This is a genomic window from Burkholderia stagnalis (genome assembly GCF_902830275.1).
GTDB classification, from domain to species: domain Bacteria; phylum Pseudomonadota; class Gammaproteobacteria; order Burkholderiales; family Burkholderiaceae; genus Burkholderia; species Burkholderia stagnalis.
On sequence record NZ_CADESW010000008.1, the window covers coordinates 128,263 to 143,637 of the forward strand.

The 15,375-nt window shown below is 64.6% G+C and carries 13 protein-coding genes and 2 pseudogenes; 3 read left to right on the forward strand and 12 right to left on the reverse strand.

Translation table 11 applies throughout. The features are described from left to right. Position 1: 1 nt before the first annotated feature. From HWY45_RS16540 to HWY45_RS16550, 3 genes are all read right to left on the reverse strand, one after another. A complete protein-coding gene (locus tag HWY45_RS16540; protein WP_059884661.1) occupies positions 2–2,188 on the reverse strand; it encodes a TonB-dependent receptor in 2,187 nt (728 codons plus the stop codon). Between the two features lie 464 nt (positions 2,189–2,652). Further along, complete coding sequence (locus HWY45_RS16545) at positions 2,653–3,903, reverse strand: MFS transporter (RefSeq protein WP_059884659.1); 1,251 nt, start codon at positions 3,901–3,903, stop codon at positions 2,653–2,655. Between the two features lie 149 nt (positions 3,904–4,052). Next, on the reverse strand, positions 4,053–4,919 hold the full coding sequence (locus HWY45_RS16550) for a LysR substrate-binding domain-containing protein (protein ID WP_059884657.1): 867 nt from the start codon (positions 4,917–4,919) through the stop codon (positions 4,053–4,055). A gap of 135 nt (positions 4,920–5,054) precedes the next feature. Between HWY45_RS16550 and HWY45_RS16555 the strand changes: the two genes are divergently transcribed. Next, positions 5,055–5,687, forward strand: coding sequence for an FMN-dependent NADH-azoreductase (locus HWY45_RS16555; RefSeq protein ID WP_059884656.1), 633 nt, complete (start codon positions 5,055–5,057; stop codon positions 5,685–5,687). A 25-nt stretch (positions 5,688–5,712) separates the two neighbouring features. Here the strand turns inward: HWY45_RS16555 and HWY45_RS16560 are convergent, their stop codons facing one another. Then, a complete protein-coding gene (locus HWY45_RS16560) occupies positions 5,713–6,540 on the reverse strand; it encodes an alpha/beta hydrolase (protein WP_059884654.1) in 828 nt (275 codons plus the stop codon). Between the two features lie 363 nt (positions 6,541–6,903). Here HWY45_RS16560 and HWY45_RS16565 point away from each other — a divergent pair, with 363 nt between their 5' ends. Then, on the forward strand, positions 6,904–7,920 hold the full coding sequence (locus tag HWY45_RS16565) for a helix-turn-helix transcriptional regulator (protein WP_059884652.1): 1,017 nt from the start codon (positions 6,904–6,906) through the stop codon (positions 7,918–7,920). Here HWY45_RS16565 and HWY45_RS16570 read toward each other — a convergent pair. Beyond that, a pseudogene (locus HWY45_RS16570) lies at positions 7,905–8,138 on the reverse strand (cytosine permease); the annotation flags it as partial. The gene HWY45_RS16565 and the pseudogene HWY45_RS16570 overlap by 16 nt on opposite strands. Positions 8,139–8,253: 115 nt before the next feature. Between HWY45_RS16570 and HWY45_RS16575 the strand changes: the two are divergent. Next, positions 8,254–9,201, forward strand: a complete 948-nt coding sequence (locus HWY45_RS16575; protein WP_059801714.1) for a GlxA family transcriptional regulator — start codon at positions 8,254–8,256, stop codon at positions 9,199–9,201. A gap of 94 nt (positions 9,202–9,295) precedes the next feature. Here the strand turns inward: HWY45_RS16575 and HWY45_RS16580 are convergent, their stop codons facing one another. The 7 genes and pseudogenes from HWY45_RS16580 to HWY45_RS16610 all read right to left on the reverse strand — a co-directional run bounded on the left by HWY45_RS16580 (position 9,296) and on the right by HWY45_RS16610 (position 15,180). Then, on the reverse strand, positions 9,296–9,778 hold the full coding sequence (locus HWY45_RS16580) for a YybH family protein (protein WP_059884649.1): 483 nt from the start codon (positions 9,776–9,778) through the stop codon (positions 9,296–9,298). A 126-nt stretch (positions 9,779–9,904) separates the two neighbouring features. Next, positions 9,905–10,759: a DJ-1/PfpI family protein gene (locus HWY45_RS16585; RefSeq protein WP_059884646.1), complete on the reverse strand. Its 855-nt coding sequence runs from the start codon at positions 10,757–10,759 to the stop codon at positions 9,905–9,907. 156 nt (positions 10,760–10,915) lie between these two features. Further along, on the reverse strand, positions 10,916–11,662 hold the full coding sequence (locus tag HWY45_RS16590) for an SDR family oxidoreductase (RefSeq protein ID WP_059884644.1): 747 nt from the start codon (positions 11,660–11,662) through the stop codon (positions 10,916–10,918). 165 nt (positions 11,663–11,827) lie between these two features. Beyond that, positions 11,828–12,133 (reverse strand): annotated as a pseudogene (locus HWY45_RS16595) (transposase); the annotation flags it as partial. Positions 12,134–12,275: 142 nt separating this feature from the next. Next, the gene (locus HWY45_RS16600) at positions 12,276–12,623 is read right to left on the reverse strand and encodes an ArsR/SmtB family transcription factor (protein WP_059884642.1); all 348 of its coding nucleotides are present in this window, start codon (positions 12,621–12,623) and stop codon (positions 12,276–12,278) included. Between the two features lie 54 nt (positions 12,624–12,677). Beyond that, entirely contained in the window at positions 12,678–13,799 is a 1,122-nt protein-coding gene (locus HWY45_RS16605; RefSeq protein WP_059884778.1) for an alkene reductase, read from the reverse strand. Between the two features lie 241 nt (positions 13,800–14,040). After that, complete coding sequence (locus HWY45_RS16610; protein WP_059801721.1) at positions 14,041–15,180, reverse strand: porin; 1,140 nt, start codon at positions 15,178–15,180, stop codon at positions 14,041–14,043. Between the last annotated feature and the right edge of the window lie 195 nt (positions 15,181–15,375).

Genomic DNA, 15,375 nt, shown 5'->3' on the forward strand with positions numbered 1-15,375 from the left:
CTCAGAACCGGTAGTCGGCCGTGGCGAGGAACGTGCGGCCGATGCCCGGCACCGCGCGGCCGCCGTCCGACTGGATCAGCGCGTCATAGTAGTGCTTGTTGGTCGCGTTCAGCAGGTTCAGCCGCACGTCCCACTGCTTCGCGTGATAGGCGGCCGTCGCGTCCCAGCGCGTGTAGCCGCCCACCTGCACGTAGTTGGTGTTCGCCGCGTAGCGCCCCGACATGTAGGTCGGGCCGCCGCCGATCTCCCAGTGCGGCGTGAACGCATAGGTCGTCCACAGCGTGAACGTGTTGCGCGGCGTGTTCGCGGGCGTCTTGCCCTGCGTGCCGTCGCGCGCCTGCAGGATCGTGCCGTCCATGTACGTATAGCTGCCGTACACGAGCCACTTGTCCGTGATGCGGCCCGACACGCCGGCCTGGAAGCCGCGCACGCGGATGTCGCCCTCGAGCAGGTATTCGCCCGTCGAGGTCTGCGTGCGCGCGTTGCTCTTCTCCTGCTGGAACAGCGCCGACGTGACCGACAGGTTGCCGTTCAGCAGGTCCCACTTGCTGCCCACTTCGAACGACTTCGAATGCTCGGGCGCGAGGTTCTGCGTGTTGTTCGTCACCGTCAGCGATTCGAGCGACGGGTTGAACGACGTGCCGTACGAGAAGTAGTACGACTGCCAGTCCGCCGGCTGGTAGATCAGGCCGGCACGCACGCTCGTGAAGAAGTTCGTCTGCGCCGCATAGCCCGGCGCGCTGACCGTGTTGCCGATGTGCGCCTGAAAGCGATCCCAGCGCAGGCCGCCGACGACCTTCCATTCCTTGCCGATCGACACGGTGTCGTTCACGTAGCCGGCCAGCGTCGTCGCGCCCGATTCGGCGTGGTTGCCGGCCGTCTGCTTCGCGTTCGACGTCGACGACAGGTACGCGGGATCGACCAGCGACACGATCGGCAGGTTGCTGCGCGTGTATGCCTGGTTCGTGTAGCTGTCGTGGCCGAACTCGACGCCCGCGACGATGTCGTGCTTCACGCTGCCCGCGTCGAAGTGGTACTGCACCATCGTGTCGTTGTAGATCGCGTGGTTCTGGATCACGCGGTCGTGGCTCACGAGCTTCACGTACAGCGCGGACGGCGGCAGCGACGTGTAGTTGCCGTTCGCGAGCGCCGTGCTCGACGCGAGCGGGCCGGTCAACACCGAGCCGGGCGCGGTTTCGCGGGCGTCCGTCATCGAGTGCGAGAACTGCGTGCGGTTGCTGATCTTCAGCGAATCGTTGATCTTGTGGTCGATGCGCGCGGTGACGGTTTGCAGGTCCTGGATCGTGCGGTCGTCGGTCAGCCCGTAGAACGTGTGCTTCGACACCGGCGCCGGATGCCCGTCGAGCGCGAGCACGCCATAGTCGGGCATGTCGTAGTTGTGCTGGATCAGCGCGGACAGCGTCACTTCGGTCGGCGTGCCGATGCCGAAGCGCAGCTCCGGCGCGACGCCGTAGTCCTTGTTCTTCATCACGTCGCGCGTCGAGCCGAGCGACTGGCCGAACGCGTTGATCCGGAACGCGGACGTCGCGCCGAGCGGCCGGTTCAGGTCGACGCTCGTGCGATAGCGGTCGTCGGTGCCGAGCGTGGTCGACACTTCGGCCGACGGCTTCAGGTTCGCCTTCTTCGTCACCTGGTTGATCACGCCGCCCGTCGAGCCGCGCCCGAACAGCATCGACGACGGGCCGTACAGCACTTCGACCGCATCGAGGTCGAACGTGTCGCGGTAGTACTGGTTGCGGTCGCGGAAGCCGTCGAGATAGATGTCGTTCTGCGCGGTGAAGCCGCGCAGGTTGATGTTGTTGCCGATCTGCCCGCCTTCCGCGCCGCCGATCGTGATGCCCGGCGCGTTGCGCAGCACGTCCTGGAACGACGTGAGCCCCTGCGACTCCATCAGCGACTTGTTGATCACCGTGACCGACTGCGGGATGTCGCGCAGCGCGGTGGGCGTCTTCGCGCCGACGCTCGCGCGATCGGCCTGGAAATCCTGCGTCACGGCCTGCCCCGACACCGCGATCGTCGGCAGCGTATCCGGCGCGGCGGCCGCGGCGGCATCGGCACGCGCGGCTGACGACGACGATGCGGGCACGCCCTGCGCGAGCGCAGGCGAAGCAAAAGGCACGACAAAGGCCAGCGCGAGCGCACTCGCGAGCGGAGTCCTGTTCAACATGGGGTTCCAATCCGGAAAAGCGGCCCGGGCACGCGCGCGCTGTGGCGGGTTGCCGGCATGGGCCCGATGGCTGGCTGGCCGCCGGCGATCAGGCACGGCTGGCGGCGTCGAGCTGGCTACGGTTGACGATGAATCGACGCATCGATTCGTGAAATGAGAATCGCTATCATTCCATGTATTTCTTTACGTTTCAATTGGTGACAGCACAGCCGGCCATTAGAAAGACATTTCAGAAAATTACAGAAAGCATGATGTAATTATTTGAATAGGTTCTGTAATTTCATATGTGAATTCATCGGATCAATGGCTCGCCAAAGCCTTTTCCGGTAAGGGTTTTGTGGAAACATCCGATGAATATCCATCGGATGCAATTAATCAGACAATAAAGCTGCAGCCAATAATCAGACGATTATTGGCCGCTTTGAATTGAAAAGAAATCGCATTGCCTCGAAAGGCATTTGAAATTATCGATCACACTCCAGCGACGTCATGTTCGTGAGCTGCGGAAACAGCCGCATCCACGCGAGCGCGACGAGAATCGTCGCCGCGCCGCCGACGACGATCGCCCCCGGCGCGCCCCACCACGCGGCCGTCACGCCCGACTCGAATTCGCCGAGCTGGTTCGACGTGCCGATGAACAGCGCGTTGACCGCGCTCACGCGCCCGAGCATCTCGCCCGGCGTGCGCAGTTGCACGAGCGACAGCCGCACGACGACGCTGATCACGTCCGACGCGCCGAGCACCACGAGCGCGACGAGCGACAGCATGAAGTGCCGCGACAGGCCGAACACGATCGTCGCGATGCCGAACGCGATCACGCCGCCGAACATCGCGCGCCCGGGACGGCCGCGCAGCGGAAAGCGCGCGAGCCACAGCGTGCCCGCGAGCGCGCCGAACGCCGGCGCCGCGCGCAGCGCGCCGAGCCCCCATGGCCCGACCTGCAGGATGTCGCGTGCATAGATCGGCAGCAGCGCGGTCGCGCCGCCGAACAGCACCGCGAATAGGTCGAGCGACAGCGCGCCGAGTATCGCGGGCTCGCGCCTGATGAACGCGATGCCGGAGAACACCGAGCGCAGCGTGACCGGTTCGCGCGCGGGCGGCGCGCTGCGCAGCGGGATCGTGCCGCTCATCAGCGCGGCCAGCGCGAACGCCGCGACGCTGGCGCCAAACGCGACAGGCGCGCCGAGCCCGTACAGCAAGCCGCCGCACGCGGGGCCGAGGATCTGCGCGGCCTGGTTCGCGGAAGTCGACAGCGCGGTCGCGCGCGGCAGGTCGCCGCGCGGCACGACCGTCGGCAGCAGCGACGACACCGACGGCGATTCGAACGCGCGCGCGGTGCCGACGATCATCGCGAGCGCGTAGACGCCCGGCGCGGTCAGCCAGCCGCTTGCGCTGCCGAGCAGGAACGCGCCGGCCACGCAGGCCTCGACCGTCTGGCAGAGCATCGCGATGCGCCGCCGGTCGTAGCGATCGGCCACCTGGCCGACCACCAGCGTCAGCGCGAACATCGGCACGAATTGCGCGAGGCCGACGAGCCCCAGCGCGAACGCGCTGTGCGTGAGCGCATACACATGCCAGCCGATCGCGACCGACAGGATCTGGAACCCGAGCGACGACATCACGCGGGTGCCCCAGAAGCGCTGGAACGGAACGTGGCGAAACAGGTTCGGCGGGGGCTCGGCCGGGCTGCCGGCGTCGGGTAACGGACGGGTCATCGGGGTGTCGGCGGCGGCGCGAACATCGGGCGGGGTGAAGGAGCCCGGCGCGCGGCAGCGTCGTCGCGCGGCCGGGTCGCGGTCAAGCGGCGATGATAGGACAAATGCGGGATATCTTCCGGCAGCGCGCGTGCCCCGACCGTCCGCGTTCAGCCGCCGAGCGGCCGCAGGTCGAACGCGTCGCGAATCGCCTGCGCGAGCTCACGCACCGCCGCCGCGCCGGCGTCGTGCATCAGCACGTACTCGATGGGCGGCAGCGGCGGCAGGCCGTCGGCCGGCGTCAATTCCCGCAGGCCGTCGTCGATCGCGCTGCGCGGCAGCGGCGTCACCGCGAGGCCTGCGCGCGCCGCCGCCTTCACGCCCGCGACGCTCGGGCTCACGCACGCGATGCGCGATGCGACCTCGGCGCGAGCCAGCGCCGTCAACGCCGCCGCGCGGAACGGGCACGGCTCGGGAATGCACGCGAGCGGCAGCGCGCCGTCCGGCACCGGCTCATGCCGCGCGAACGCCCACGCGAGCGGCTCGCCGCCGAGGCTCAGGCCGCGGTCGTCGTGCTCGCAGCGGCTGCCGATCACCAGATCGAAGCGGCCCGCGTCGAACGCGTCGACCAGGTTCCCCGGCACGTCGACGACGAGTTCGAGCGCCAGCCCGCGATGGCGCGCGCCGAAGCGCCGCAGGATGTCCGGCAGCCAGCCGCACGCGAAATCGTCCGACGCGCCGATGCGCAGCGGCCCCGCCGCGTCGACGCCCGGGCCGCCCAGGCACGCGCGGGCCTCGTCGCTGAGGTTCAGCATCGCGCGCGCATAGCCGAGCAGCAGCGTGCCCTGCTCGGTCAGCGACACGGTGCGCGTATTGCGCATCAGCAGCGCGCAGCCGGTCTGCTCCTCGAGCCGCGCGACCTGCGCGCTGACCGCCGACTGGCTCAGGTGCAGCCGGCGCCCCGCGCCGGTGAAACTGCGCGCGTCCGCAACCGCGACGAACGTATGGAGCAATGCGGTATCGAGGGGTCCGCTCATTCATCACCAAATCGGGTAAGTGAAACGAATTAATATCATTTCCGGATAATACGCCGACCCACTACCCTTGTGCCTGTCGACGCGCGCCCCCGGCTCGCGCCGCCCCCTCTCCCTCTTGTGACAGGAATTGCCGACATGGCCCGACTGCTCTATATCGAAAGCTCGCCGCGCAAGCGCGATTCGGCTTCCATCGACATCTGCCGCGCGTTTCTCGATGCGTATTGCGACGCCCATCCCGCCGATACCGTCGACACGCTCGACGTGTGGAATCTCGACCTGCCCGAATTCGACGGCGACGTGCTGGCCGCCAAGTACGCCGGGCTCGCCGGCACCGCGCTGACGCCGGCCCAGGCGGCGGCGTGGGCGCGCATCGACGCGCTGGCGGCGCGCTTTCACGCGGCCGACAAGCTGCTGTTCGGCATCCCGCTGTGGAATTTCGGCGTGCCGTACAAGCTCAAGCACCTGATCGACGTGATCTCGCAGAAGGACGTGCTGTTCACATTCGACGGCACGGGTTTCGCGGGCAAGCTCGCCGGCAGGAAGGCGGCCGTCGTCTATGCGCGCGGGCTCGACTACGCGTCGCCGGGATCGTTCACGCCGGCGCGCGAATACGACCTGCAGCGGCCGTATGTCGAGATGTGGCTGAAATTCGTCGGCGTGACCGATGTGCAGGACATCGTGGTCGAGAAGACGCTGTTCGGCGACGACGGGCGCGCGGGCCGCGTCGATGCGCTGGAACGCGCGCGTGCGCTGGCGCGCGCGTTCTGACGCGTACGCGACGGCCCGCCCGCGGTCACCGGCCCATGATCGCGGACACCGCCTGCAACAGGCGCCCGTCGGTGCGCGCGAGATCCTCGAGCACCGAGAAGTGCGTGCAACCCGCCACATGGATCAGTTCGGCCGTCTCGCCCGCCGCGATGCACGCGGCCGCATAGTCATCGGAATGACGCACGAGCTCGGGCAGCTCCGCGCCGCCGACCGCGACGACGGTCGGCGCGCCCTTGCCGACATGCCGCAGCGGGCTGAACGCGTCGATCTCCGCCGCCGACAGCTTCAGCTTGTCGTCGAGCCACGACAGGGAGATCGGCTCCAGATCGACGAGCGCGCTGATCGGCAGCGCGGCCGTCACGGCCCGATGGGCGCGGTACTGCGCCGTCAGGTGGCCGCCCGCCGAATGGCCGCTCAGCACCAGCGGCCGGCCTGCGGTGCGAACGCCGTCGGGGCCGTCCGCCAGATGGTCGAGCAGCCGGCCGATCTCGCCGACGATCTGCGTCATCGACGCATCGGGCGCCAGCGTGTACTCGGCCAGCACGACGTCGAACCCGTGCGCGAGCGGCCCGCTCGCGATGAACGCAAAGTCTTCCTTCGCACAGTTCTGCCAGTAGCCGCCGTGGATGAAGACGAACGTCGGCGCATCCTGCTTGCCGCATGAGAAGTGGTCGTAGCGCTCGCGCGGACGCTCGCCGTAGCGCAGGTCGCGCCGGCACGACGCGCTGGCGTAAAGCGCGGCGCCGCGCGCCTGGAAATCCGCGAGTACCGCGGGAAAATCGGCAGCGGCCGCGACGTTGTTGTATGCGGCGTCGAGTGTCGTGCGGTCCATGCCGCGATAGAGCGTAGTCATGTTCAAGTCCTGTCGATAGGTGTTCATATCCAACGGCCGGAACGCGAGCCACCGCGAACCGGGTTCGTGTCAGTCTCGCCTGCGCCGGCCGCGCTATCGGCCGCCGCCCGGTTGATCTCGCCGAACGCGTGGAACGTCGCCGTCCGGGCCGTTCGGCCTCACGAACCGCCCGTCGTCGATGCACACCGTATAATTTCCGCCCAGTGAGGGTTTCACGGCTCCGACGCGCTCCGTTCAGCGTTCGACAGGCGTCCATGATTCCCGGAGTGCGCGCGCGCGGCTATCGTCGCGACGCCATCCGCATCGAAAACGCGCCATTTTTCGACGGTGCATCCGCCCCCGCTTCCACCAGGAGGGACGACCATGAACGACCTGCTTTCCCGATCCGGCATGCGATCGCTGCCCTTCCCGCCGCTGCTGTCCGCAAGCGACCTGCCCCGCAGCGCGATGCTGTTCGAGACCGACGACCTGGAGCATGCCCGCCAGGAAGTCAGCCGGATCTACCGCCCGTATCGTTTCACGGCCGCACCGCGCCGCGCGATGCCGGCCACCATGTTCAATCTCGGCGGCGACGGCGTCGCGCTCTCATGGTTGGCGTACGGCACGGAGATCGCCATCCGCCCCGAGGTCCTCGGCCATTTCGTGCTGGTGCTCACCACGCTCGCCGGGCATTCGGACATCCGCAGCGGCAACGTGGCGCACGCAGGCGGCCAAGGCTCGACGGTGCTCGTCGCATCGAACGAGCAATCGACATTCCGCTACAGCGAGGACAACGTGCAGATGGGCGTGCGCATCGACGCCCGCCGCATCGCCGAACTGTGGCGCCGCCTGTCCGGGCGCGAGCCGCCGCACGCGCTGCCGTCGTGCACGCTGCTCGACGCGCGCAGCCGCGAACGCTGGCTCGCGTCGGTGCAGACGCTGCGGCTGCTGCTGCATCCCGATACGCCGCCCGCGCTGAGAGCGATGCAGCTGCCGCTCGCGGAAGAATTGCTGATCATGAACCTGATCGGCGAACGGCTCGACGACACCGACACGGCCACCGTCGCCCCCGCCTGCGTGAAGCGCGCCGTCGCGTTCATCGACGCGCACGCGGGGCAGCCGCTGACGCTGTCCGAGATCGCGGCCGCCGCGCGCTGCAGCGTGCGCACGCTGCAGCGCGCGTTCCATCAATGGCGCGACATCGGCACGATGCGCTACCTGAAGGACGTGCGTCTGCAGCGCGTGAGAACGGCACTGCAGGAAGCGGACGCCAGCGCATCGATCACCGAGATCGCGACGCGCTGGGGCTTCGTCCATCTCGGCCAGTTCGCGGCCGACTATCGAAAGGCGTTCGGCGAGCGGCCGTCCGACACGCGCGCGAAGCGTCATGCGTCCGCGTGACGCGCAATATCGGCGCTCGCGTGCATGCGCCGGCGCGCGCCATTGCGCGACGCCAGCCAGCAATACAGCGGTGACGTCGGCAGCAGCCCGATGATCCACGGCAGATCGGCGCCGCCGAGATACTTCGGCGCCGGGCCCGCGTACATCGGCGTGTTCGTGAAAGGGAGCTGTACCGCGATGCCGATCGCGCAGGCGATCAGCGCCTGAGGATCGAAACGGCAGACTGTCGGCGACCGCTCATAGCGCGACATTTCGGCGCAGTGGCCAAACGGCTCAATTCGAGGTTTTTCCGTAAAATGCGCCGTTATCGGGGCTTCAGATAACGCGTTCGTCATGCATCGAATTGGACTCTTCGTCTGCCATGGGCACGATGTTCTTGATCTCGGTGGACCACTTTCGGCCTTCAACCAAGTGGCGACAGCCGCTGGCCATACCCCCTATGAGCTTCATGTCATTTCGCATGCTGGAGGCCCGGTTCTCGGCAATACAGGCCTTCCGATCGAGACGAAGCCGATCGGGAGGCGCACGTTCGACACCGTTGTTTTCGTGGGCGGCGATATCGATCCGATGCAGGCATCGGAGAACATTGCCGCCGCCAGGAAACTGAGCGCCAAAGCCTTGCGGGTGGCAAGCGTGTGTACCGGGGCATTCCTGCTTGCGGAAACCGGCTTGCTGGACGGCCGCAAGGCAACGACGCACTGGCGATACGCGGCTCAATTGCAGTCGCGCTTCCCGCTCACCAAGGTCGAGGGCGATAGCATCTACATAGCGGACGGCCGCATTTGGACGTCGGCGGGCATCGCCTCCGGAATCGACCTGGCGCTCGCCATGATTGAAAGAGACATGGGCCCCGAAATTGCGCGTGCTGTCTCCAGGCTTCTGGTCGTTCCGTATCGTCGACCAGGCGGTCAGTCGCAATTCTCCGCGATGTCGCAAATGGAGCCGGAATCGGATCGTATCCGCATCGCGCTGAATTTTGCGAGGGAACATCTGGCCGAAGCGCTACCGGTCGAACGACTCGCCGATGCGGCGAGATTAAGTCCGCGACAATTTGGACGAGCATTTCGTCGAGAAACCGGTGAAACGCCCGCGAAGGCGGTTGAGCGTTTGCGAGTCGAAGCTGCGCGGCTGCGCCTGCAGGACGGCAGCGAACCCATCGAACAGATTGCGCTGGCCGTGGGATTCACGGATCCGGAGCGGATGCGGCGGGCGTTCGTCAAATTGCACGGACACCCGCCGCAATCGATCCGGCGCCAGAGCAGATTGAACGGCAAGCGCTGAATCGACAGACGGCCCATCAGGCCACCCTGGGTCGGCGCCTGCCTAGCAGCTTACCGGCGCTTTCGTTACGTGATTATCGACGTCTGATCGGGCCTCAACGGCCGTCAGATTTTGGTGACGCGTAATCATTCCACATGTCTCGATGCAGCTTCCAGGCACCGCCCTGCTTCAGGAAGACAAGGATCTGCTTGCCGCGGTATTTGAGCTTTCCATCGTGGTCACGGATTTCCGCATCCGAAACCTCCGTCACGGTGTGATCATCACCGTAGAACTCGTAATTGCTGAACGACACGGTATTGGGCGCTGCTCCGGCATATCCGTTGGTGAAGTACGCGGCGATCGCGCCGCGCCCCGTCACTTTGTCACCGCCGGGCGGCAAGAGTGTGCCGTCGTTGGTATAGAGGCGGCCTATCGCCTCGTAGTCCCCTCGCCCAAAGGCATCTGCCCATCGCGCGTTCTCGGCTTTGATGGCCGCGCCGAACCGGTGCTCCAAACCTCCGGCCGTTGCCGGCGCCGCAACGGCGAAAAGGGAAACGCAGACTGCAAGCGCAGCCGTACGAAAACGGATCTGTTGCATCGTATGACTTCCGATCGTGACTTGAATTGAAGAGGGCTGCACGGTTGTGCAGGTGGGACATGCAACGTCAGGCGGGGCCCTGGTCATGGCCTGCGCGTGGCCTCGCCGACATTGCCTGCAAGCTTTTCAGCGAACGCCCGGGATTCGTGCGAGACCTCTGGATGCGCCGGGCAATTCTTTGTCGACCATCGCGATGACCTCTGCTCGCGCATCTCTGGGATGACCGGAATGGAACGGCGGAGCGGGATCGTATTCGATCGCGAGTTGTGTGAATTCCGCGGCCTGTTGGCCGCGCAGCTTCGCCGCGACGCGAAGTGCGAAGTCGATGCCCGCTGTCACGCCACCGCCGCTCATGAACCGGCCGTGGTCGTCTTCCACGAAGCGATCCGGAACGGCGATGGCGCCATATTCGGACAGCTTGTTGACGAACGCCCAATGACAGGCGCTTCGCTTGCCTTTGAGAATGCCCGTTGCGGCGAGCACGAGCGATCCGTTGCAAACCGACGTCACATGTTTGGCGCTTTCAGCCAGACGCCGGATCTGAGCCTGATACGCCGGGCGCATCGGCACCGACAGATCGGAGCCGCCGGGAACCAGGATCAGGTCGGTTTTCTCAATATCGGCCAACCGTTCGGTCTTGCCATAGACGACCCCGAATTCGAGCGTCACGTTGCCCCCGTCGAGGCTCGCGTAGCGAACGTTCGTATTCGGTAGCCGGTGAAAAATCTCGCTGGGGCCAGCGAAATCAAGCAGCGTGCCGCCATCGTAATTCACGATCAGGATATCGAGGGGATCGCTCGGAGCCAGTTCCGCCTTGCCGTCTGCCTGCGCAAAAACGGGGGCGGCGCGGCCAGGCAAGGCTCCGCCCCCCATGACGGCGCCGAGCGTGGCGACGCTTCCAAACTTGAGAACATCGCGGCGGGAACGGCCTGCTTTGGTGAGTTTCTCGCCAGTGGCGTTGTTTTGGCTATGGTCGGTCAAGTTAATCTCTCCTTGCACTTGGGCCCCTCTGCAAGCGCAACCAGATTGGCCAGATGGAAAACACCACGCCGAACAGCGTGGCGGACATGAGATCGAGATGTGGATGAGCCGGAATGACGTGCAGGGCTCTGGAATCGGGAATCGGGAATCGCAGGCTTAAAGCTGCGAGGCGCCGCCATCGACGATCAGTTCGGTGCCGACGACGTAGGAGGATTCGTCGCTGGCGAGATAGAGTGCCGCGTAGGCAACGTCCTCGGCCTTGCCCATGTAGCCCACCGGAATGGCTTCGGCGAACTCGGCCTTACGGTCGCGAACCCATTCGTCGGGCATGCCCCACTTGGTGATCAGGGGCGTGTTCATCGCACCGGGCGCGATCGCGTTGAAGCGGATTTTCCGGTCGAGAAACTCGTAGGACCAGCTACGGGCCAGCGAACGCACGGCGGCCTTCGCGGCCGCAGTCAACGAGATGCCATGCTTGCCGGTCTGCGCGACGAACGATGTATTGAGAATGACCGAGGCGCCCTCCCGCAAGTCCGGCAGCACCGCCTGAAGCGTGAACACCACGCCCTTGACGTTGACGTCCATGATCTCGTTATAGAGTTCGTCGTCGATGTCGTCGACTGCGGACGGGAAAGCCCAGCCGGCGTTGGCGAACAAGACATCCAGGCCGCCGAACTTCTCCTTGACCTGCGCGGCGATCGCTCGCATGTCTTCGATCGAACGTACGTCACCCTTGAGAACGAGCGCATTCTCGCCAAGCTCGGCCTTCACGCGCTCGAACACGGCGTCATCGCGGCCGGTGACCGCCACTCGGGCGCCTTCTGCAATGAACAGCCTGGCGGTGGCAAGGCCGATGCCGCTGGTACCGCCCGTGATCAAAACTGACTTGTTCTTGAGCCTCATCTTCCATTCCTTTCCAGGTCGTGATTGATCAGGCCGAACGTTCGGAACGCAATCGCGTTTGTGAACTGTTCCCTGCTTGATCTTCCACGCGAAGTATGGAACTCGAAGCGAATGGCTCAAAGGTCGTATATCCCTCGAAAAACGCCAACCAACCCGAACGAGTGACTAAGAGCCGAGCCGCCAACACAAGTCATCCACGAAGCGTGAGCAGATGACAGCAGCAGCCAGGAAGAGAAGCGCGACGTGAATATCGAGGCGGTGCTCGAAGCGAATCCGAAGTTTCGCCGAAACCTGCAAACCAGGCATGCGTGCGCTCGACGACCCAGCGATGTCGTCCGAGCCGCTCGCGGCTTTCCACGCCGCGACGGGCGATACGAGCCTTGATGCCGCGCTGCTTCAGATAACGCCGGCGGCGAGCGAAGTCATAGCCCTTTTGTCCGCATGCAGCTTGCCCGGACGTTTACGGGGCCGGTCCATCTCCCTTGGCTTTGGTCTTTCAGCCGATGGACGGCACAGTGGGAGTGGGTTTCGAGATTGCAGCGCGGGCTCGACATCGACGTAAGGCAGAGCGACAGATTGGTCCGCCTCGAAGGAACATCACCGCAAGCAGCGGTCATCGAGTGTGTCCTATGCGCTGGATCTCGCGCGACTCGATGGCGAGGTCGTCAAAAAGCTCGAATAGAACGGACGCGATCTTCTGCTCATCCCGTCGGTAATAGGTCCACTTTCCCACCTTGCGTCCTTCGATGAAGCCGATGTCCTGCAGGGATTTCAGGCACAGCGAGGTTGCCGGCTGCGAAAGGCCGGCCTTGTCCTGGATTAGGCTTGCGCATACGCCATACACGCTGAAATCGTACAGTTGACTGTAACCTGAGAATGCAGCATGGGGATCCTTCAGCCACGCGAGAACTGCGCGCCGCGTAGGATTGGACAAAATCTTCAATGCCTCGCTCAGCGGCATGCAAATACCTTGGATCGAAAAGGCGGGCATTGCCCGCCTTGCGCAGTTGGCCTGTCAGCCGAAGCTACGCGGATAATCGGTGTATCCCCGCTCGCCGCCGCCATAGAGTGTTGACTGGTCGACAGGGTTGAGGGGAAGCCCATGTCTCAAGCGATGAGGCAGGTCCGGGTTGGCAATGAACGTTCTACCGAAACCGAATAGATCGCCATAGCCGTTTTCCAGCACCGAGAGCGCTTTTTCTCTCGTATACCGGCCAGCGTACATTATGACGCCCGAAAAAGCCCTGCGCAGAGCGCGCCTGAACGAATCCGGCAAATCAGGGCTGTTGTCCCAATCCGCTTCCGCAATCGACAGGTACGCCACGCCCAAGTCGTTCAGCATTATCGCAGCTTTGATGTACGTTTCTTGTGGATCGCCTTCCACAAGCCCCAAGTAGACGCGTTCCTCGTCGGTTGTCTCGAAAAGTGGCGCGAAGCGCACCCCGACTCGCTCCTTGCCGAATACGCCGACAACGGCTTGCGTGACTTCTCGGAGGAACCGGAGCCGATTGTCCAGTGACCCGCCGAACTCGTCAGTACGATGATTCGCATGCTCGGAAATGAACTGGTTCAGCAGGTATCCATTCGCAGAGTGAAGTTCTACGCCGTCAAAGCCGGCGAGCTTGGCGTTGACGGCGGCACGCCGATACATTTCCACCAGCTCCCAAACCTCGTCCGTCGTCAGTTCGCGCGGTGCGCTGGGCGCCGCGAGAGCGCCTTCATTGGGTCCGGTTTCGATGAACACTCTAACCGCGGTGGCTTGTATTGCGGACGGCGCAACGGGGGCTGCGTGTCCAGGTTGCAGGCTCACATGGGAGACACGGCCTACATGCCATAGCTGGCAGAAAATGATCCCGTGCTCCTCATGGACTGCATCCGTGACCCTGCGCCACCCTGCAATTTGTTCAGCGCTATAGATCCCCGGCGTCCATGCGTAGCCTTGGCCCCGCGGTTCGATCTGCGTGCCTTCCGTCACCATGAAGCCGGCGGCTGCACGCTGCCTGTAATAGGTGACCATCAAGTCGTTCGGCACATCGCCTGGTTGCGAACTTCTGGAGCGAGTCAGTGCCGGTAAGGCGATACGGTTCTTTAGCGACAAGTCACCGAGAACAAGGGGTGTGAACAGCTTGGCGGGCATAAAGGGAATCCGGAAAGTAACAACGGATTGATACATTAACACATTTAAATGTGCAAATGTGTTCGGCAATGATGCCCGCGCTTGGTCGTCTGCTCACGCTTCGTGGATGAGTGGCCGCATCGCACAAGCGGGGCGGACAGCGACATCCACGGAGTTCTTCGAACAAGCAAAAAAAAAGCGCGAACCTAGGTTCGCGCCAAAGAGAGACCTCGCTGAAGATGGAGTGCCGCGTCCCGCCCCCTCAGAACGAATGCCGCATGCCGATCCGCACGTCGGCCTGGGTCTGCGTGGTGGACGGCGTGAAGCTGTAGCCGATCACCGCATCGACGCCCTTCGACGCGCGCAGGTAATCGCCGGAGATGTAGACGTCGGTGCGCTTCGACAGCAGGTAATGGAGGCCTGCGGTGCCCATGTTCCAGTGGTGGCCTTCGAAGCGCGTGTGCTGGTAGCCCGCGATCAGGCTGAGCGCCGGCGTGAACTGGTACAGGCCGCCGCCTTCGTACGACTGCATGTGCGACGAGTTGCCGAAGCCCTTGATCGTCGTGTACGAGTAGTTCGCGTCCAGCGTCAGCTTGCCGATCGTATAGCTCGTGCCGACGCCGAACGTGCCCTGGCTGTCGACGTTCATCGGCGTGTTCGCGAACAGGTCGGTGCGCGCGCCGGTCGCCGGATCGACAGTGACGGTCTGCTGGCCGAGGAACGTGTGCGTGCCGATCATCGCGTACGGGTCGAACGCGTAGATGCCGTGCGGGTTGTTCAGGCGCGTGTACGCGGCGCCGATCGAGAAGTCGCCCTTCGTGAAGCTCGCGCCCGCGCTCCATGCGCTGTCGCGGTGGAAGTTGCCCGCGACGTTGCCGAACGAGTACATCGCGCCGAACTTGAAGCCGTTCAGATCGTTCGACAGGAACTTCACCGAGTTCGGCAGGCGGTCGCCGTTGAAGCGGTCGAAGTCGCCCTGGTGGATCGCGTAGCCGCTGCCCCAGGCCGAGATGTTGTAGATCGACACCAGTTCGTTCGTGATGTCGAGCTGGTTGCCGAACGACAGCGTGCCCCAGTCGTTCTGCAGTCCGACGTAGGCCTGGCGGCCGAATTCGGCGCCGCCGAAGTTCAGCGCGCCGGTGCCGAGGCGGAAGCCGCTTTCGAGCACGAACACCGCCTTCAGCCCGCCGCCCAGATCCTCGGTGCCCTTCAGGCCGAACCGGTTGCCATACGCGACGCCGTCGTCGAACTTGAACACGTGCGCGCCGCCCGTGTTGTTCACCCATGTCACGCCCGCATCGAGAATCCCGTACAGCGTCACGCTGCTCTGCGCGTGACCGATGGCGGGAACGCACGCCGCGCATGCAAGCGCGGCTGCCACGGCAAATTTCGATTGCTTCATCGTCGACCACCCTCCCTGACCCGTTTGATGGAAAGAATCGCCGGCTGCACGCGCAGCGTCGCGCGCCGGCCGATTCGTATTCAGTACACCCGATGGCCTCGGTATTTCACTTTTCGCAATAGCGCAGCCATTGCCGAAAAATACAAACCCATATTTCGGCTCACCCGTCTGAACGCGACATCGAATGGTCGCGAT